Here is an 18293-nt window from a genome sequence, read left to right as displayed (position 1 = left end):
CCCGAGGAGTGGACACCGGGTCTCATGCGACGAGTGACAGCGTACGCGTGGTGATCGGTTGTGGTGCGAACTCGGCTGGTGTGCGCTGACCGAGCGCGGAGTGGCGACGGCGTCGGTTGTCACAGGAAACCCAGCGGAACAAGTCGAGTCGGGTCTGTGCCTTCGAGCTCCGATGCCGGCCGTGGAGCAACTCGCGCTTGAGGCCCTGGAAGAACGATTCGGCGAGGGCGTTGTCGCAGCTCGATCCGACCCGGCCCATGCTGCGGAGGATGCCGTGCCGGCGGCAGACGTCGGCGGAGGATGCCGTGCCGGGCGCCCCTGTCGGTGTGGAAGACGACACCGTGGACCCGGCCGCCGCGGGCGGCCACGGCCATCTCGATCGCGTCGGTGACCAGCGAGGTGCGCATGCGGTCCGCGATCGACCAACCCACCCCCCTCCTCCAGCGGATGTCGATCACCGTGGCGAGGTAGAGCCACGTCACCGACGGCCACGCAGGTGATGTCGCCGCACCACCTGGTGTTCAGGGCGTCGGCGGTGAAGTCGCGCATCACCAGGTCCGGCGGGGGCGCGTTCCTGTCCACGGCCCTCGCGCGTCTCTTCTTCCGCGGGTGCCGGCCGACGACGTGGTTGACCCGCATCAGCCGGGTCACGCGCTTGCGGTTGATCCCGTGACCTCTCGCCCGCGGCTCGGCACGGATGTGCGGGGCACCGCAGGCGTCATGATGCTCGGTGTGGATGGCACGGATCTCGTTCATGGTCCGCTTCTCCTCGACCTGGCGCTCGGCGCGGGCCTGCTCGGTGGACAGGTGCCGGTAGTAGCCGGCGCGGGACGCCCCGGGCATCCGGCAGATCCGCTTGACGCCGAAATCGGCGCGGTTGTCGGAGATGAGGGCCCAGCGGCGAGGGCTCACTTCACCTCCCGGGCCAAATGGACGGCTGCCCCGCGCAGGATCTCGCGCTCGAGCCGTCGCTCCTGCTCGGCTTTGAGCAGTCTGGCGTTCTCCGCCCGCAACCGGGCCGGTTCCTCCGCCGCGCTGACACAACCGATCGCACCTGCGCCCTCCTGGAGCTTCGCCACGACCGCATCCCCGCCATGCGCTTCAGGGCCGGGGCTCGTCGTCGAGCCCGAGGCGTCGTGCGTCCCGCTCCGGCCGGATGGCCGTGAGCGCGAAGGCGCCGGTCGTGAGCATCACGGCGCCGGCGGTGAGGAAGGCGATCGTGTAGCCGGCGGCCGGGGTGTCGGCCGTGTCGATGAGGTGGCCGGTGAGGAACGGCGCCATGAGGCCCGGCAGGGTGCCGAGACCGGCGACGATGCCGAAGACGGCGCCGCGCTGGGCAGGAGGGACGACCTCCGCGGTGGTCATGTAGTGGAGGGGGATGGTGACCGCGACCATGCCGAAGGCCAGCGCGATCAGCACGAGCCGCGGACCGGTCGCGTCGACGGACGGGAACGCCGCCCTCGCGCACCCGGCCCCGCACACGGCGATGCTCTGCCCCGCCCCGCTGGACCAACGGCTGCTCGCGCCTCGGGATTTCAGCGCGTCCACGAACGGGGAGACCGTCAGCAGCAGCACCAGTCCGAAGCCGGAGATGGCGCTGATGACCGTCGCGGAGGCCGCCGCCGACATGTCGAGCTGCGTCCTGAGGTAGGCGGGCAGCCAGGCATGGCTGAGGGACAGTGCCCACGCCGCTCCGAAGGCGCTGGCGATGCTGCCGAGCACAGTGCCGGTCAGCAGGATCCTGCGGTACGGCAGCCGAAGCCCACCGACTCCGGTGGCCGTGCGCTTGTGGTCGTACGGGCCGTCGTGTCCCACGCGCCACCACAGCAGCGCCCAGCAGGCGCTGACGACCGCGAGGACGGCGTAGGCCGAGCGCCGGCCGGAACCGGCGATCAGCCAGGTGACGAGGGGGGCCGCGATCAGCGTGCCGAGGGCCGCGCCGCCGATCTGGAGGGCCGAGGGCAGGGCGCGGCGCTCCGGCGGGAACCACTTGTACAGGGCGTGCAGGGACGTGGAAGCCGCCGGTCCTTCAGCGGCGCCGAGGAGGATGCGGCCGGCCATCAGGGTCGGGACCGAGGCCACCACGAGGACCGGGAGCTGGGCGACGGCCCACACCACGGTCATGACGAACAGCAGGACCCGGCTGGATATCCGGGTGGAGAGGAAGCCGACGAGGAGTCCGGAGACGCTGAACAGGAAGGAGAGGAGCTGGAGAGCGGACTGTGTGGACGTCGTGGCGTGGGGTCGGCCGGGTGTCCTTTCTTCCTGGCGGGCGTCCTGGACCGGGGGACGAAGATTTCGGTGCTCGGGCCGGGCAGGCGGCCTCGGGGCGGATGTGCCGGAAGTCGCGACGGACTCGTGCAGGGGGAATCTGTCGGGCGGGCCGGGCGTCTCCCACGGCCGCCGGAGGCCTGCCGTCGGCGGGCGGGCGAGCCGTGGTCGGGCGAACGCCGCGTGGATCAGCCAGGTCCGGCGGTCGGCAGCTTCGGGGGCGCGGATCTTCAGGCAGGCCCAGCCCACTGTCTGCGTGAACAGGCGGAAGGTGTGCTCGATGCCGAAGCGCCCCAGGAATGCCTGCCCGAGCATGCCGATGTCGGCCGGGGCGACGTCGATGCCCGACCACCACAGCCCTACCGGCTTCGGTGCCGCGCCGCTGGGCAGGTGCTCGGCCTGCAGGCGGATCACGGTCCCTCGACGACCGGCAGGGCGCCCGGCCGGGAGATCCAGGCCGAGCGGTGTGTCGGTCTCGGGCGGAGCCGGTCCCGGGCCCGGGCGGTCGCGGTGCCGTGGAGCGGGGGTGCGGTCACCGTCTGTGCGCCCGGGATGCTCTAAGCGGCTCCGCCGAAGTCCGCTGCTGATCCGCACCTGCGGTACAAACCTGGCCGCCCCTGGTGAACGAGGCCTGGGGGCGAAGCCCCCGGAACTTTTTGTTCCCGCACCTCAGCGGAGCTGCTAGGGCCAGTCTCGAAGTCGAGTGTGAGCTTGTGACAAGATCGCGGGATGCTGCGACTCACCGATTTCATTATCGACTGCCCGGACACCATGAAGCTGGCGGCTTTCTACTCCGAGGTGACGGGCCGTCCGGTCAAGGAAGGCAGCTCCGAGCACTGGGCTGGAATCCAGTTCGGCGAGATCGAGCTGGCATTCATCCGGGTGGACGACTACCGCGCTCCGCAGTGGCCCGACAGCGAGCACCCCAAGCAGTTCCACCTCGACTTCGAAGTCGACGAGATCGAGTCCGAGCAGCGCCGCGTCCTCGACCTCGGCGCGACGCTAAGGCAGGACTTCATCGGCCCCAACGGCTACGGCTGGCAGGTCTACACCGACCCGATCGGCCACCCCTTCTGCCTGTGCCGCAACAAGGGCGTCATCTGGACCGACCAGGGCCCGACCTGGCCCAAGCACGACTAGGGCGTGTGCAGTGCTGGAGTCGTTGCTGTCGAAGGGTGTGAAGACAGGCCGGCCGTCCGGCCTCGGCGGCAGCTGATCGACGGCATACGGTTCCGGGTCCGGACCGGAGTTGCGTGGCGGGACATCCCCGCCGAGTACGGGCCCTGGGGCCGGGTCTACGGCCTGTTCCGCCGGTGGCAGCGCAACGGCACCCGCAAGGATCCTCACCCGGCTTCAGTCCCTGGCCGACGCAAAGGGTGCGCTCGTCCGGGGTCTGAGTGTCGACTCCACGGTGTGCCGCGCCCATCAGCACGCGGCCGGGGCACGCAAGCAGGGCGACCCGCGGAAGGAACCACGGGGCGGCATCTTCACCGAGCCCCGTGATCACGGGGTTGGGACGGTCACGCGGCGGGTTCACCACCCAGCTGCATCTGGCCGTCGAGCAGGGGCAGAAGCCCATGTCGATCGTGGTCACGGCAGGGCAGTGCGGGGCCTCGCCGCAGTTCGAGCCCGTGCTGGACGAGGTCCGGGTGCCCCGCATCGGGCCGGGGCGGCCACGCGTCCACCCGGACCGTGTGCGGGCCGACAAGGCGTACGCCTCCCGCCGGAACCGCGCCTACCTGCGCCGTCGCGGGATCCGCCGCATTATCCCGGACAAGGCCGACCAGGCACGCAACCGCCGAAAGCTCGGATGCCGGCGCTCACAGCCAGCCGGCCCAGCCGAAAGTCAAAAGGTAAGCGCGCTTGACCGCGGCCCACCCACGGCGACCGCCACCGACAGCCGCGACAAGAGCGACGGCGAACCAGAACGCAACCGCTCCGCCAACGATCAAAGCCCATACGGTGCCGCCAATGGCGGCGAACAAGACCACGATGAAGAGCGTTATGACGAGCCCGGCATGGGCGCCACCGATGCTCACACGGAACATCTCCCGCACGGCACGGCGGTCCTCTGCGAGAACCTTCTCGTAAGCGTTCAGCTCTCGCCCTGGACCGTCCTGCTTACTCATATACCGCTCCACGAGCCCCCCTCAACGCCCTGGCCAAGCCGACTCCGGCAATCTCATGGACGCTCCAGCCCGCCATCACGTTGCCTCTCAGCAGCTTTCGACACACGGCCTAGGACCAGGGCCGCCCGCGGGCCGACCACGGCGAAACCGCCCCTCAGATCGAGGCCGAGGTCGAGGAGCGAGAGCTGCTCCTCGCGCTCGCCCCTCCTCCCGGACCGCCGCAACGTCGCCGTCGCGGAGGCGTGCAACAGGTGGTCGGCCCAGCGCCGCCGCCTCAGCCCGGTCGGCGCCGCCGTGGCAACGGGGCGGACCGTGATCCCTCGCCCTCTGCGCTCGGGCACGACGGCCCGTCCGGGTGACCATGGCCGCAGGTCACCCGCGGTACACCCTTCCGAGGATCGAACGGCGGCGGCATTCTGGATGTGGCGGGTTCTCCCTCCTTCCCCGGCGCTCCGATCGAGGCCCAGCAGCGGCTCCGTGAAGTCCGTACGGCGTACGCGGCCCTCTGCCGACACTGTCGTGGTCAACGAGATCCCCGCCTTCCGGCCCCTGCTGGACAGCATCGATCTGACCGGCACGGTCATCACCGCCGACGCGCTGCACACCCAGCACACCCACGGCGCCTACCTCCGCGCGCGGCGCCCCCTACATCGCCCAGGTCAAGGCCAACCGCCTCGGCCTGTTCGACCGCGTCCGCCGCCTGCCCTGGCGCGAGATCACGCTCGACCATCACGACCGCACCCGAGCCCGCCACCGCCCGGAGATCCGGCGGCTGAAGACCGCCGCGTTCGCCCACCTCGGCTACCCCGACGCCCGCCAGGCCCTGCAAGTCGTGTGCTGGAGGAAGTACTTCACCACCGGCAAGCTCACCATCGAGCGCGTCTACTTGATCACCAGCCTGCCGCCCGGCGCGGCGACCGGACCCCGGCTCGCCGCCTGGATCAGGGGGCACTGGAAGATCGAAAACCTTCTGCACCACGTCCGCGACCGCACATTCCGCGAGGACGACTCCAAGATCCACGTCGGTCATCTCCCCCGCATCATGGCCGGCCTGCGCAACCTCGCCATCGGCGTCCACCGCCAGGACGGCGACATCGACATCGCCGCTGCCCTACGCCACAGCGCCCGCGGCTGCCGAAGGCCCCTGGCCGCCCTCGGTCTCACCGGATGCATCCGGACAGATCCATCCGGACAGATCCCGATCACGCAAGGGACCCTGCACCGTAAGCACCCCCGAGGGAGTGATGTTCACGCTGATCGCGGTCGCCGACACGCTGTACGAGGTGCCGGCGTCGTCGGAGCCGGTGCCGCGGCTGCACGCGGAGGTGGAGCCGTCGCCGGTCACGGTCCCGGCTGCCAGGTGGACCGGGTGACGGTGGCACTCCCAGGCGTCCGAAAGCGTGCTCGTCGTTGCCCTCGCGGTCCACCGGCTGCAGACCGCCCTCTGACCACGGCCCCTACAAGGCCCTGTCCGAGGTGCTTGGGGCGGTGGTGCGCAGGCGTCCGGTGATCGCGTGCCCGGTCTCTGCGGCGGGCGTGGTGGTGGGGATGCCGAGGCGGTCGGCCAGATCGTTGAGGTACAGGTCGCAGGCGGTCTCGATCAGGTCGGCCAGGACATCCGCGGCGGCAAAGGCGCGTACGGCGGCAGTGGTCAGGACGGCGGCGCCGATCAGGGCGGCAGGCCACCAGGCGGCGGCGAGGGTGAAGTAGAGCAGTCCCCAGGCGGCGAGGCGGGCGGTGGCGGCGTAGGTGTCGCGGGCGGCTGCGAGGTCGGTGCGGAGCTCAGCAGACAGCACAGTCCACAGGCGTGGCCATGCCAGGGCCAGGTCGTCGAGGCCGTTGTTCTGGGCGGCATGGAGCGTGGCGAGCGCGAACCGGTCGCCCATGCGGGTGGTGTGGCCCGGCCGGGCGGGGCCGAGATGGGCCCGTCGGCGCTGCCGGGCGCGCACCCGGGCGGCGCGGGTCCGGGCGGCCCCGTCGTCTGTGGCCCGGGCGGCGTGCCGGATCTCGGTCTTCAACTGCTCGCCTGCCGTGTCCCAACGTCTTTGGCGCCAGGCCCGTATCCAGGAAGCAGGCGGGAGGTCGCCGGGCAGCGCCCACAACCGCTCGACCAGGCCGCCGAGAGCGCCGGCGAGGAGTCCCGCACCGGTGCTGGTCAGCAGGACCGCGGATGCGGCGAGTGCCACCGTGGCGGAGGCGTGGGCGGCGGGGCGGGCAGCGAGCTGGTCGAGCCGGTCGCCCAATCGGTTGGCGGCGAAGGGGTGGTCCTGGCCCAGGTACAGGCCTGTGGCGAGCAGCGCGGTCCACAACAGGCCGGGTAGTAGCAGCGCGTTGAGCCACCGATCGGCGAGTTTCGTGCCGATCCCGGCCAGAAAGGTGCTCGTCACCGCAGGCCGGGCGAGTAGGGCTTCATGCGTCCGTCCTCGCCCCAGGCTGCCGCACAGGTCGGCGGGTGCGGGGTCTCGTCCTGAAGGACCACCCGGCTGCACCTGCCCAGCGGGCAGGTCCACCCGGCGATCTCCCCTGTGTCCGCTCCCACGCCCGGCGGCAAGGACGGGACACGGCGGGTCAGCACGGGCAGGCCCTGCCGGGCGCAGGCGTCCTCGATCGCGTCGATCAGCGCGGCCACCTGCCGCTCGTCGGGCTCGGCCCGGTTGGCGAGCAGCGCCAGCAGCTCGCTCAGCTGCGGCAGCGCCCCGGCGTCGCGGATCATCGTCGCCAGCTCCGGCCAGCGGCTGAGCTCACCGCACAGCGCCGCCACGCGCTCGCCCACCACGTCGTCCATGTCGCCCCCTCCGTACGGCTCCACCTGGCTGGTACTCGTGGGTCCTGCGCTGGCAAACGGGGCCCTGCTCCCCCGAGTTGGCCAAAGTATAGGTTGTGCGGCTTGTGCCGTGGTTAGCATCCATTCAAGGCGCAACACTCATGTTGCGCGTGCAGTCGCGGCCTGCCTGGGCATGCAGATCGGGCCCCGACAGTGATGCTGTTCCTTCGGGGGATATCTGCCATGCCGGACCGCGATGCGGCACTCGCCGCCCTCAACAGTCACCTCGCCCTCAGCGTCGGCGACTCCACTCACATCCTCGAACCTGAGGTCCGCCGTGCCGCCCGCGACTTGGAGCGTGTCACCGACCCCGAGCACGATCTGTCCGCCGCACAGGTCCTGGGCTGGTACCACTGGTTGTGCCACCTCGCCCTTTCCGAGGGCCACGGCCGGGATGATCTGGCAGCTGCTACCCGGTTCTTTGCCCCCGTCCATCGAGTGAGCCCTCAGTCCGTTCCCGAGCCTTTGCACCGTACGCTGCAAGAATCTGCCGTCGGGACCCCCGTGCCGGAGTTCGATCCGCGCGCCATGGCCACCGCGCAGGCTCGTGCCGTCGATCTGCTCACCGCATACGAGCGCACGGGGCAACGGGACGTACTCGAGCAGGCCGTCGCCGCGTTCCGCACGGTGCACACCATGCTTCCGGAGGAACACCCCAGCCACGCTGCCGGTCTGCACAACCTCGGGAACGCCTTGCAATTCCTGTCCGAGCGCGTCGGCGAGATCGAGGTACTGGAGGAAGCCGTGCAGGTCGGTCGGGGGGCCGTGACCGCCGCCCCTCAAGGCCATCCCGACCGCGCCGGGTTCCTGAACTCATTGGGGGTCGCTCTCCAGCGCCTGTTCGAACGCGTCGGTGATATCGAGGTACTGAAGGAAGCCGTAAAGATCCAGCGGGAAGCAGTGGCCACCATTCCCCAGGGCCACCCCTACCGAGCCATGTACCTCAACAACCTCGGGAGCACGCTGCGAATCCACTTCGAGCGCATCGGTGATCTTGCGGCGCTGGAAGAAGCGGTACGGCTCGGGCGGGAAGCTGTGGCCACCACCCCCCGCGACGACCCCGGCCGCGCCATGCACCTCAACAACCTCGGGAGCACGCTGCGAACCCACTTCGAGCGCATCGGTGACCTTGCGGCGCTGGAAGAAGCGGTACAGCTCGGCCGGGAAGCAGTGGCCACCACCCCCCGCGACCACCCCCACCGCGCCGGGTACCTGCACAATCTCGGGAACGCGCTGCAGGCGCTGTTCGGGCGCGTCGGTGACATCGGGGTACTGAAGGAAGCCGTAAAGGTCCAGCGGGAAGTAGTGGCCGCTGTCCCCCATGGCCACCCCCAACGCGCCATGTACCTCAACTCCCTTGTGAACGCGCTGCAGACGCTGTCCGGACGCACGGGGCGGCCAGAGGCACTGGAGGAAGCAGTACAAGCCGGCCGGGAAGCAGTGGCCGTCACCCCTCACAACCACCCCAACCGCGCCGGGTACCTGACCTCGTTGGGGGTCGCTCTCCAGCGCCTGTTCGAACGCGTCGGTGACATCGAGGTACTGAAGGAAGCGGTACAGGTCAACCGGGAAGCCGTGGCCACCGTCCCTCACCACCACCCCAAACGAGCGTCCCCCCTCAACAACCTCGGGACCGCCCTGCAGCGCCTGTTCGAACGCACCGGTGACATCGAGGTGCTGAAAGAAGCCGCACAGGTCGGCCGGGAAGCCGTGGCCACCATCCCCCGCGACCACCCCCACCACGCTGTGTGCCTCAACAACCTCACCGGCACGCTGGCCACCCTCTTCGAGCACATCGGTGAGATCGAGGTACTGAAAGAGGCGGTACAGGTCGGCCGGGAAGCCGTGGCCTCCGTCCCTCACCACCACCCCGACCACGCTGTACACCTCAGCACCCTCGGAAACACCCTGCAGACTCTGTTCGAACGCACCGGTGACATCGAGGTACTGGAAGAAGCCGCACAGGTCGGCCGGGAAGCCGTGGCCACCATCCCCCGCGACCACCCCCACCGCGCCGTGTGCCTCAACAACCTCACCGGCACGCTGGCAGCCCTCTTCGAGCACATCGGTGACATCGAGGTACTGAAGGAAGCTGTAAGGACCAGCCGGAAAGCAGTGGCCGCCACTTCCCACCACCACCCCGGCCACGCCATGCACCTCTACAACCTCGGAAACATCTTGCAGACCCTGTTCGAACGCACCGGTGACATGAAGGTACTGGAAGAAGCCATACGGGTCAGCCGGGAGGCCGTCAGCGCCACCCCCCACGACCACCCCCACCGCGCCGTGTACCTCAACAGCCTCGGCGGCAAGCTGGCAAACCTGTTCGAAGTCACGGGCGGGACGCAAGCGCGGGAGGAGGCATGCCGCCACTTCAGCGAGGCCGCGGGCAGCACGACAAGTGACACGGTCACCCGCATCAAGGCGTATCGGCGCTTCGCATTCCTGGCCTCCGGCCCCGACGCCCCTCGGGCGGGGCTGGAAGCCCTGGAGGAGGCCATTGGCCTGACGGCGTCCCTCGCCCCGGGCAGTCTGGGCCGCGCCGACCGCGAGTACCAGCTCGGCCGCCTGCCAGATCTACCGGCGGAGGCCGCCGCCGCCGCGCTCGCCGCAGGCCGGCCGGCGCGGGCCGTGGAACTGCTGGAGAGCGCCCGCGGAATCCTCGCCGCCGACACCCTCGGTCTGCGCAGCCGTGACTCCGTCCGCCTGCGCGAGCACGCCCCCCACCTGGCCGACGAGTTGCGCCGACTGCGGGTCCGCCTCGACGCCCTGGACCGCCCTCGCCCCACGTCATCGGCGGATGCCCCGGAAGCACTCCGGGAGGCGAACCAGCGCCTGGCAGAGCACAGGCGCGAGGCCCACGACGCCTGGCAGAGTCTCCTCGCGCGCATCTCCGGCCTCCCGGGCTTCGAGGACTTCCTCCACGCGCCCCCGATCAACGAGCTCGCCCGCCATGCGCACGAGGGACCCGTCGTCTTCGTCACCGCCAGCCCCCGCCGCTGCGACGCACTCGTCCTCACCGACTCCGCCGACGCCCCTGTCCGGGTCGTGCCCTTGCCGACGCTGACCCAGGATGCCGCCTTCGACCAGGGGAATCGACTCCTGGCCGCCCTGCGCGCCACCACCGACCACGAGATCGCCCCCAGGACACGTGTCGAAGCCCAGCAGGAGATCCTCGCCGCTCTGGCCTGGCTGTGGGACACCATCGCTGAGCCCGTTCTGACCCACCTCGGCCACACGACCGCCCATCAGCCCGGTGAGCGCTGGCCCCGCCTGTGGTGGTGCCCGGTCGGCCCCCTCGCCTATCTCCCCCTCCACGCGGCCGGCCACCACACCGACGACCCCCAGCGGGAGGGCGGACCGCGGACCGTCCTCGACCGTGTCGTCTCCTCCTACACCACGACCGTGCGCGCCCTCGCCCATGCCAGAACCCGCCAGTCCGGACCCTCCACCCCCAGCACCCTGGTCGTCGCCGCCGCCAACGCCCCGGGCACCCCGCCACTGCCCGGCGTCCGTGTCGAAACCACCGCCATCACGTCCCTGATCCCGGACGCCCACCTCCTGGCCACCCCCACTCGCGACACGGTTCTCAACGCGCTGCCCAGCCATGGCATCGCCCACTTCTCCTGCCACGGCGAAGCGGACTGGACCGACCCCGCCCGGAGCCACCTGGTCCTCACCGACCACGCCACCGCCCCCCTGACCCTCTCCGACATCACCGCCCTGGACCTGACTGCCGAGCTGGCCTACCTCTCCGCCTGCGACACCAGCAACACCGCCCCCCGCCTGGTCGACGAGTCCCTCCACATCACCGGCGCCTTCCACCTCGCCGGCTACCGGCACGTCATCGGTACGCTGTGGCCCGTCGACGACCGCACCGCCGCCCAACTCGGCACCGACTTCTACACCCACCTCACCGACAACGGCACGGCTCCGCCCCGGCCCGATCGAAGCGCCCTCGCCCTTCACCTCGCCACCCAACGCCTCCGCAGCAGGTACCCCCATGCCCCCAGCCTGTGGGCCGCCCACACCCACACCGGTACATGACCCCACCCACCCACCTGCTTTCACGTACGGCGTCGGCCATGCCAGTGGGTGAGGGCCTCGCGGGCGCGGCGGACGGCGATGGCGTGCGAGGCCCTCGCTCTCGGCGAGGGGTTGGCCGATGTGGGTGAACTCCCGCACGGCCGTGGCATCCTGCGACACCGCACCGACCTCAAGACCGGCACCGTCAGCCACCAGACCGTCTACGCGATCACGGACCTGACCTCGCAGGAAGCCTCGCCCGAGCGGCTGGGCCGGCTCGCCAGGCCGCAGTGGACCATCGAGAACCGGCTCCACTTCGTCCGCGACACCGCCTTCGCCGAGGACGCCTCGAAGATCCGCACAGGCCACGGCCCGGAGAACATGGCCGCCCTGCGAAACCTGGCGGTCAACGTCCTCCGCACCGCCGGGCACCGCAACATCGCCGCCAGCCTCCGCCACGCCTCCTACGAGCCTTTCACCCGCCCACTCGACCTCCTGGGCATCGCCTGACCAGCGCACTCACGAGATCACCGGACTTTGCGACGCCCCCGGTCCGCCCCCTGCCCGAACCGGGGCAAGCCCCTCCAGGTCCTGGCCGGCACGGCATTCCGGACGGAACACGATCATGCAACGGCCCCTGGGTCGTGGGCCGAGGCCCCAAAGGGGTTCCACACGTTCTTGCGCACCTTGGGGGCGGCGCGCAACTCCGCCCAGGTGCGACTGATCGGATACTGCTGTGACAAGACCTTCGACATGGGCTGAGGCTGATCATCTTGAGTGAATACGACATCTACGCCGGCTTCCGGGGGCCGCAGGCCCCTGGGGCCACCCTCGCGGAGACCCTGCCGGCCGACCTCGAAGCGGCCTTCGGCATCCGGTTCTTCTGTGACACCGACGGGCGATCCCCCTCCTTCACCTGGGGGGACAACGAGCACTGGCTGAACGTCTGGGTCGCCGTGCCGCCAGACCTGGATGAGCCGCACCGCTCCCACCCGGCCCGGGTCACCGCCAATCAACCGGACACGGACGCCTGGGCCCATCGGGTCTTCGAAGCCCTGGACGCGACGGGCCGGTACTCGCTGTTCATGCTCGAGGACGACGAGGACCTGATCCGGACGAACTCGGAGCTGGCCCGCGCCCAGTGGGAAGACCGCTGATCCCTCGACCCGCAGCGGTCTTTCCGCGTCCTGCTCCACGGTCTGACGGACGCCGCCCACCGCACCTCGATGCCTCCGGAGTCGCGGAGTCACACCTTCCCCCAGAGGATTCGTACCCGCCAAGCAAATGATCAGTGCGCCAGTACCGGCGGGAACCGTGTGAAGACCTCACCGTGACTGGTGTGATCACGGCGTCACAGCCGTCTTGGATAGCCCCGTTCACCGGGCTGAGCACACGCTGCTTCGGCAAGTCGCTGACGATGCTGCGGCGTGAAGGCGCGGACACGATCCGCAGGGGCCGGCCGTGGAGCCTACCGCTGGAGGACCGGGTGCTGCCGGTCGCCGCGTACTGGCGCACCAACTTGACGCTGCGCCAGTACGCCCTTCTCTTCGGTGTCTCCAAGTCCGCGGCCGACCGCATCATCAGCCACCTCGGCCCCCTGCTCGCGCTCCGGCTCCGCAGGCGGTTCCGCAAGAGCGCCGTGCTCATCGTGGATGGCACCCTGGTCCCCACCCGTGACCACACGGCGGCCGAGCGGTCGAAGAACTACCGATACTCCACCAACCACCAGGTCGTCATTGGCTCTGTCCACGTGAAGAGGCTCTGGCACAACTTCTGTGACTGGCCACCCTGAGTAACGCCCGGGATGCTTCTGAAGGTCGCAGGAAGCTACCGGAGAACAAGCAGGATGGGACCGGCCCGATTCGAACCGGCGTCCTCCCCCATGCGATGAAGGCGCGACAGCCGCTGCGCTACGAGCCCCATCCCGCCAGGGATCAGACGAACATGTGCGTGCGTGAGCCCCCCACCCCGTCGCGAGCGGCGCCGATCACGGGCCGCCCAGACCGTCGTCTGTGACCTGGTACAGGGCTGGAGCCTGCTGTGCAACGGGGTCCTGACCTTCGGGGCATCGGAGAACTGCTCCCGGACGGACAGATCGTCGGTGCGCACCGCCCTGCGGTGGATGGAGGGACGCGGCGTGCGGCGCGCGGCTACTTCCGATCCCCTCGACTGGCCGGCACCCCGCAAACTGGTGGCCGGGGCCACGCGGACGCGGGTGGGTGAAGAGCTGCAGAAGCGGTACGACGCGGGTGCCTCCATCCGCGACCTTGCAGGGCAGAGCCGGCGCTCCTACACCTTCGTGCGTGCCCTCCTTGCCGAGTCGGGCGTCACCTTCCGCCAGAGAGGCGGATGACCCCCTGCCCGACCACCCCTTTCCGAGAAGTGGGTCGAGCCACCTCACCCCGGACCGGGCGGAGAGGAAGTACACCCCCCGCGCTCGTAGAGACCAGGCGTAACCACTGAAGGAACCATGTCTACCAGCGCATCACCCCATACATCCGACTTGGGTGTAGCTGTTGTGGAGAGCTCGCTGCGACCGCCGGGCGCCCCCTTCGCCCGGCGCCATGCAGCCCTACTGCACATCCTGCGCAACCACCTGGCGCGGTACCCCGTGGGAGCTCCCCTCCCCTGGCCGAGCGCGTTGGCGGACGAGCTCGGCCACGAACAACGCCATATCGCGGCAGCGATGTCGCACCTGGATCAGATGGGCGAGGTGGTCTGCACGGGCCGCACCTGCGTTCCGCGACGCCTCGGCCCTAACGAGCAACACCCCGACGACGTCGCACTCGACCAGACCGTCCGGGCAGGCGGACGAAGCGGCGATTACCGGCCGGGCACGCCCCTGCCGACCGTGATCCTGGCCAACCGGCACGGCCTGGACCTGAAGAAGGTGCCTCGCGCTCTCCGCCTGCTCGTCAAGGACGACTTCGTCGCCCACCGAGATGACGGCGGGCGCCGGCTGCTACGTCCTGCCAGGGGCTGAGCGACGGGAAGGCGCCAGCGGTGCCTCCATGGCTCCGCTATCCAGCGCGCCTCGATGGGGCGCGAAGGCGCCGGCGCGGATGACCGTCACAGGACCATGTCTGCTCCGGCCTCGTGTCCATCGGGGCCCTGACCGTCCGGACGACAGCAGCACCCGAAGGACATCCCGAAAGCCCAAGAGACAGGGAGTTCCACATGTTCATCGACATCCCAAACGAACTCGAAGCCGCTCTGATCGATCTTTTCCCCCTACGTGGGAACTGGACGGCCCGTTCCTAGCGGAGTCCACCATGGAGCAGTACCGGGCCGAGCTGACGGCCACCCCGCAGTGCGAGGAGACCGCCGCGACGCTGCGCAACGCTCTGACAGGGGAGGGCGGCGGATACGCCGTGCTGCGCCTGGGGAATCTCGCCAAGACGCTGGGGACCGACGACGACCGGTTCCTGCGGGTGGCGACGGCCTTCGCGGCCGAGGTGGCGGTCCCTTTCTCGCCCTTCCCGCGGTGGTCCCTGTGGAAGGACATCGGAGTCAAGGCCGACAAGGACCCCGGCAAGTCCAGCGGCATCGGGTAGAACGCTTTTCCACATGGACCTGGTGAACACGACCCTGCCCCCGGATCACACCACGCTCCTGTGCGTCCGCCCCGACCCGCTTGGCGGCGGCACCAGCATCCTCTCCGACGCCCGCGCGGCGGTGGCACGACCACCGAAGAACAGCCGCGCACTGCTGGCCGAGATGGCCTACCACTACGGCACCTTCTTCGATCTGTACGGCGTCGGCAAGGAGTACAAGCCCTTCCCGATCCTGGACGGCTCCGACCCAGGCGAGGGGTTCGTCCGGTTCACCGGCAAGATGCTGAAGCGGTCCCAGCTCGGCCAAGCGTACGCCGACGCCGCCAGGGAGCTCGCCGCGGAGCTCGTCCGGGGCCAGGTCTCCTTCATGCTCGAACCCGGGGACCACCTCACCGTGAACCAGCACCGCTTCCTGCACGGCAGGGAAGCGCTCCACAGCGGCCAGGAGACCGTCCCGGTCGCCGATCGACGGCTCCTCCTCCAGCTGTTCCTGCGCGAGGGTCGGCGACGGCTCGGCCGCGCAGCCGGCCGACGGCATCGGCGACCCACCGGGTCCCGCCTCCCCGAGCACGCGGCATGACCACGAGGCGGGGCCCGGTCGGGCGCCCCCGGAAACGGTCGCGCCCCAGGCTCCCCCGGGCCCGGTGCACGGATCTAGATGCGCGAGTTGCGCAGCGACTGCCACACAGCGCCGGCCAGCGCCCGCGTCGCCCGTGGGACCGACAGATGCTCGTGCTCGCGGTACAGGGCCCAGTTGTACTGCACGAGCGACAGCTTGTTGGAGGACAGCGATCCCGCCTGATGGGCCCTGTACACCGCAAGCGGCTCAGCCAGGCCCCGGGCGTCAGAGCCGTCCCGCATGATGCTCAACCACAATGCGTAGTCCTGGCGCTTGCGCATCTCCGGCATCAGCCTCGTGCCCAGGACCTTACGGTCGTACATGGCAGTGAGCGCACCAATGTGATCGCGGACCAGCATCGCGCGGTAGTCCACGTGCTCCCGCGCACGGACCACCCGACCGTTCGGAACCCAGTCGGTGCTCTCGCCGTCGTGGTCGGCGTCCATCTTGAAGTACGAGGTGAAGGTCAGAGGCGCATCACCTTCCACGGCGAAGGCGAGCTGCTTCTCGATCTTCTCCGGAAGCCACATGTCGTCGCTGTCGAGAAACGCGATGTAGTCCCCGCGGGCCCGCTCGATCGCGAGGTTACGGGCCCGGCCCGCACCGCCCTGTTCGGGTGCCGACGCCAGCAGGACGCGCTCGTCCTGCTCGGCAAACTCGCGGAGCAGGTCCATGGAGCCGTCGGAGGACTGGTCGTCGGTGACCAGCAGCTCCAGGTCGCTGTGGGTCTGCGTGAGCACCGATCGGACGGCTGCGCCGAGGGTGGCTGCCGAGTTGTACACGGGCATCACGACAGACACCAGGGGCACAGCACTTCTCCTTGCCAGACCAGGAACGACGGTCCATTCAAACACCGCAATCGAGCAGGAGCTGCCATGCAGGTAGTCGTCGCTGGTCAGGGCTATGTAGGGCTTCCACTGGCCGTACGCGCCGCAGAGGCGGGTCACCGTGTCGTCGGCTACGACGTGGACACGCACCGTGTTCAGCAGCTCACCGCCGGCCAGTCCTACGTGGAGGACGTGGCTTCCTCACGGCTCCGCGCGGTGCTGGACTCCGGGGCCTCCTCCGCGACCGCCGACACTGAAGCGCTGGCCGGTTTCGATGTCGCGCTGATCACCGTGCCTACCCCGCTGCGGGACGGCGTGCCCGACCTGGCCTACGTCGAGTCCTGCGCCCGGACACTGGGCGAGCACCTTCGTCCCGGCGCGACGATGGTCCTGGAGCCCACGACCTATCCCGGCGCCACCGAGGAGCTGCTGCTGCGGATCCTGGAGAAGGCGTCTGGCTTCAAGGGCGGGGTGGACTTCCTGGCGGGGTTCAGCCCCGAACGCATCGCTCGCATCGCTCCGGGGAGCAAGAGGTGGTCGTTCGAGGGGACGCCCAAGCTGGTGTCCGGAATCGACGCCAAATCCCTTGACGCGGTCAAGGGCTTCCACGACGGCATCTTCCAGACCACGGTGCCGGTATCCGAGCCCAAGGTCGCCGAGCTGCTGAACTTGATTGGGTGATGTCGGGGATGTTTGCCTTTCGGCTGCGGTAGCTGTGGGGCTGTGAGGTACGCGCAGGGCGGCGGGCTGACCGACGCCGAGAGCCGCGCGGGAGCGAATCCGGCTGCAGGCCGTGGAACGCTTCGAGGGCGCGGAGAAGAACCGGGAGATCGCTGCCGCGCTGCGGGTGAGCGAGCGGTCGGTGGAGCGGTGGCACCGGGCTTGGCGCGAGCGAGGCGAGGCCGGGATCCTGTCGAAGGGATCGCCCGGACGTCCCAGGCTCAGCTCGGTTCAGATTACGAGACTGGAGCGGGAGTTGGAGCGTGGACCACTCGTCCACGGCTGGGCCGATCAGCGGTGGACGCCGGCGCGAGTCAAGACGCTGATCGGCCGGCTGTTCCACGTTTCGTACACAGTGGAAGGCACGTGGCGGCTGCTGAAGCGGCACGGCTGGTCGTGGCAGCAGCCCGTCCGGCGGGCGGTCGAGCTCGACGATGCGGCGGTCGAGTTGTGGAAGAAGGAGGTCTGGCCACGGGTAGGAGCTGTGCGGCGGCGCGTGACGGCTGGATCGTCTTCGAGGATGAGGCCGGCCAGTCGATGACGCCGCCGCGCTCTCGAACCTGGGGGCGGATCGGCCGAACCCCGGTCGTCCGGGTTCGCGGCCGGGGCTCCGGACGGGTGTCGATGGCGGGTATGACCTGCTGCAAGCCGGGCGAGTGGTCCCGGCTGATCTACGCCATCCGCGAGTACCGAGGGCGTAAGGGCGATCCGAAGGGCTTCGGCTGGCGGGACACCTCCGCGACCTCTTGGTGCGTGCCCGCATTCAGCTCGGCGGGCCGATCGTGCTGGTCTGGGACAACGTCCGCCTCCACCTGACCGCCGGGATGCGGGAGTTCATCGCCGCGAATGCCGCCTGGCTCACCGTGTTCCAGCTCCCCACCTACGCGCCGGACCTGAACCCGCAGGAGGGCATTTGGTCGCTGGTCAAACGCGACATTGGCAACCTTGCCGCAGCCGACCTGGGCCAGATCACCAGGGCCGTGAAGCGCAGGCTCAAGCAGATCCAGTACCGCCCGGATTTCGTCGACAGCTGCCTTGCGGGCACCGGCCTCATCACGGACGACTGACCGGCGCTGCAGATTCGTCAGTCGCTGTAGTACCGGTCGTAGACGGCGGAGCGCTCCTCCACTGAACCTCTTTCATCCTGTGCTCGAGGGTGAAATGGGCCGGTCAGCGGGTGTGGTGACGAGGCAGGGCCCCTCGTCGTTGGCGTGGTGATTCCACTCATCACACCGGCGACCGAAGGGGCCCTGTCGGTTCCGTATCCTGCCACGCTCGACGTCCCGCATGAGCTCGTCGAGCATGTCGCCTGGCTGCTGTACG

The 18293-nt window shown here is 69.7% G+C and carries 18 protein-coding genes and 5 pseudogenes; 16 read left to right on the top strand and 7 right to left on the bottom strand.

Translation table 11 applies throughout. The features are described 5' to 3' along the window. Positions 1-22 precede the first annotated feature (22 nt). Positions 23-1031, bottom strand: a pseudogene (locus ACFYUS_RS32570) (IS3 family transposase); the annotation flags it as partial. A gap of 70 nt (positions 1032-1101) precedes the next feature. Then, positions 1102-2685, bottom strand: coding sequence for an MFS transporter (locus ACFYUS_RS32565; protein WP_388860319.1), 1584 nt, complete (start codon positions 2683-2685; stop codon positions 1102-1104). Positions 2686-3000: 315 nt separating this feature from the next. On the opposite strand from ACFYUS_RS32565, the gene ACFYUS_RS32560 reads away from it, so the two are divergent. The 3 genes and pseudogenes from ACFYUS_RS32560 to ACFYUS_RS32550 form a co-directional block, all read left to right on the top strand. After that, positions 3001-3411, top strand: a complete 411-nt coding sequence (locus ACFYUS_RS32560; protein ID WP_388860316.1) for a VOC family protein — start codon at positions 3001-3003, stop codon at positions 3409-3411. Positions 3412-3414: 3 nt separating this feature from the next. Continuing rightward, positions 3415-3774, top strand: a complete 360-nt coding sequence (locus ACFYUS_RS32555; protein WP_388860313.1) for a transposase — start codon at positions 3415-3417, stop codon at positions 3772-3774. A gap of 74 nt (positions 3775-3848) precedes the next feature. Continuing rightward, positions 3849-4052: pseudogene (locus tag ACFYUS_RS32550) on the top strand (transposase); the annotation flags it as partial. A 39-nt stretch (positions 4053-4091) separates the two neighbouring features. Here ACFYUS_RS32550 and ACFYUS_RS32545 read toward each other — a convergent pair. Further along, positions 4092-4400, bottom strand: a complete 309-nt coding sequence (locus ACFYUS_RS32545; protein ID WP_388860310.1) for a hypothetical protein — start codon at positions 4398-4400, stop codon at positions 4092-4094. A 1244-nt stretch (positions 4401-5644) separates the two neighbouring features. Here ACFYUS_RS32545 and ACFYUS_RS32540 point away from each other — a divergent pair. Continuing rightward, a complete protein-coding gene (locus ACFYUS_RS32540) occupies positions 5645-5773 on the top strand; it encodes a hypothetical protein (RefSeq protein WP_388860308.1) in 129 nt (42 codons plus the stop codon). A gap of 84 nt (positions 5774-5857) precedes the next feature. On the opposite strand, the gene ACFYUS_RS32535 is transcribed toward ACFYUS_RS32540, so the two are convergent. From ACFYUS_RS32535 to ACFYUS_RS32525, 3 genes are all read right to left on the bottom strand, one after another. Next, positions 5858-6787, bottom strand: a complete 930-nt coding sequence (locus ACFYUS_RS32535; protein ID WP_388860306.1) for a hypothetical protein — start codon at positions 6785-6787, stop codon at positions 5858-5860. After that, positions 6784-7185 carry a hypothetical protein gene (locus ACFYUS_RS32530; RefSeq protein WP_388860303.1) on the bottom strand — a complete coding sequence of 134 codons (402 nt, stop codon included), beginning with the start codon at positions 7183-7185 and terminating at the stop codon, positions 6784-6786. The genes ACFYUS_RS32535 and ACFYUS_RS32530 overlap by 4 nt, the downstream gene beginning before the upstream one ends. 138 nt (positions 7186-7323) lie before the next feature. After that, the gene (locus tag ACFYUS_RS32525) at positions 7324-8013 is read right to left on the bottom strand and encodes a hypothetical protein (RefSeq protein ID WP_388860703.1); all 690 of its coding nucleotides are present in this window, start codon (positions 8011-8013) and stop codon (positions 7324-7326) included. A 147-nt stretch (positions 8014-8160) separates the two neighbouring features. On the opposite strand from ACFYUS_RS32525, the pseudogene ACFYUS_RS32520 reads away from it, so the two are divergent. From ACFYUS_RS32520 to ACFYUS_RS32485, 8 genes and pseudogenes are all read left to right on the top strand, one after another. After that, positions 8161-8910 (top strand): annotated as a pseudogene (locus ACFYUS_RS32520) (tetratricopeptide repeat protein); the annotation flags it as partial. Positions 8911-9339: 429 nt separating this feature from the next. Beyond that, positions 9340-11271 carry a CHAT domain-containing protein gene (locus tag ACFYUS_RS32515; RefSeq protein WP_388860679.1) on the top strand — a complete coding sequence of 644 codons (1932 nt, stop codon included), beginning with the start codon at positions 9340-9342 and terminating at the stop codon, positions 11269-11271. Positions 11272-11391: 120 nt separating this feature from the next. After that, complete coding sequence (locus ACFYUS_RS32510; protein ID WP_388860300.1) at positions 11392-11760, top strand: transposase; 369 nt, start codon at positions 11392-11394, stop codon at positions 11758-11760. 263 nt (positions 11761-12023) lie between these two features. Next, positions 12024-12407 carry a hypothetical protein gene (locus ACFYUS_RS32505; protein ID WP_388860297.1) on the top strand — a complete coding sequence of 128 codons (384 nt, stop codon included), beginning with the start codon at positions 12024-12026 and terminating at the stop codon, positions 12405-12407. A 173-nt stretch (positions 12408-12580) separates the two neighbouring features. Next, positions 12581-12988 (top strand): annotated as a pseudogene (locus ACFYUS_RS32500) (transposase family protein); the annotation flags it as partial. A 216-nt stretch (positions 12989-13204) separates the two neighbouring features. Further along, positions 13205-13603 carry a DUF5999 family protein gene (locus ACFYUS_RS32495; RefSeq protein ID WP_388860294.1) on the top strand — a complete coding sequence of 133 codons (399 nt, stop codon included), beginning with the start codon at positions 13205-13207 and terminating at the stop codon, positions 13601-13603. A gap of 288 nt (positions 13604-13891) precedes the next feature. After that, positions 13892-14233, top strand: a complete 342-nt coding sequence (locus tag ACFYUS_RS32490) for a hypothetical protein (protein WP_388860291.1) — start codon at positions 13892-13894, stop codon at positions 14231-14233. Positions 14234-14637: 404 nt separating this feature from the next. Next, positions 14638-15384, top strand: coding sequence for a TauD/TfdA family dioxygenase (locus tag ACFYUS_RS32485; RefSeq protein ID WP_388860676.1), 747 nt, complete (start codon positions 14638-14640; stop codon positions 15382-15384). 74 nt (positions 15385-15458) lie between these two features. Here the strand turns inward: ACFYUS_RS32485 and ACFYUS_RS32480 are convergent, their stop codons facing one another. After that, positions 15459-16232, bottom strand: a complete 774-nt coding sequence (locus ACFYUS_RS32480; protein ID WP_388860288.1) for a glycosyltransferase family 2 protein — start codon at positions 16230-16232, stop codon at positions 15459-15461. A 66-nt stretch (positions 16233-16298) separates the two neighbouring features. Between ACFYUS_RS32480 and ACFYUS_RS32475 the strand changes: the two genes are divergently transcribed. From ACFYUS_RS32475 to ACFYUS_RS32460, 4 genes and pseudogenes are all read left to right on the top strand, one after another. After that, complete coding sequence (locus ACFYUS_RS32475) at positions 16299-16931, top strand: nucleotide sugar dehydrogenase (protein ID WP_388860285.1); 633 nt, start codon at positions 16299-16301, stop codon at positions 16929-16931. Positions 16932-17043: 112 nt separating this feature from the next. Beyond that, positions 17044-17511 (top strand): winged helix-turn-helix domain-containing protein, encoded by a 468-nt coding sequence (locus ACFYUS_RS32470; RefSeq protein ID WP_388860282.1) that lies wholly within the window; start codon positions 17044-17046, stop codon positions 17509-17511. A 208-nt stretch (positions 17512-17719) separates the two neighbouring features. Further along, positions 17720-18037, top strand: a complete 318-nt coding sequence (locus ACFYUS_RS32465; RefSeq protein WP_388860279.1) for a transposase — start codon at positions 17720-17722, stop codon at positions 18035-18037. 144 nt (positions 18038-18181) lie between these two features. Further along, a pseudogene (locus ACFYUS_RS32460) lies at positions 18182-18293 on the top strand (IS5/IS1182 family transposase); the annotation flags it as partial.

It is taken from the genome of Streptomyces sp. NPDC004284 (assembly GCF_042874035.1).
Classification (GTDB): Bacteria; Actinomycetota; Actinomycetes; order Streptomycetales; family Streptomycetaceae; genus Streptomyces.
Note: the sequence above shows the minus strand (reverse complement) of the source record. Positions and strands in the feature narration are given on the sequence as shown.

Bases quoted from the DNA above. Each gene is read 5' to 3' on its own strand.
- ACFYUS_RS32560 (WP_388860316.1), top strand. From the start codon at position 3,001: ATGCTGCGACTCACCGATTTCATTATCGACTGCCCGGACACCATGAAG.
- ACFYUS_RS32545 (WP_388860310.1), bottom strand. From the start codon at position 4,400: ATGAGTAAGCAGGACGGTCCAGGGCGAGAGCTGAACGCTTACGAGAAG.
- ACFYUS_RS32540 (WP_388860308.1), top strand. From the start codon at position 5,645: ATGTTCACGCTGATCGCGGTCGCCGACACGCTGTACGAGGTGCCGGCG.
- ACFYUS_RS32530 (WP_388860303.1), bottom strand. From the start codon at position 7,185: ATGGACGACGTGGTGGGCGAGCGCGTGGCGGCGCTGTGCGGTGAGCTC.
- ACFYUS_RS32525 (WP_388860703.1), bottom strand. From the start codon at position 8,013: ATGGCCTTGAGGGGCGGCGGTCACGGCCCCCCGACCGACCTGCACGGC.
- ACFYUS_RS32475 (WP_388860285.1), top strand. From the start codon at position 16,299: ATGCAGGTAGTCGTCGCTGGTCAGGGCTATGTAGGGCTTCCACTGGCC.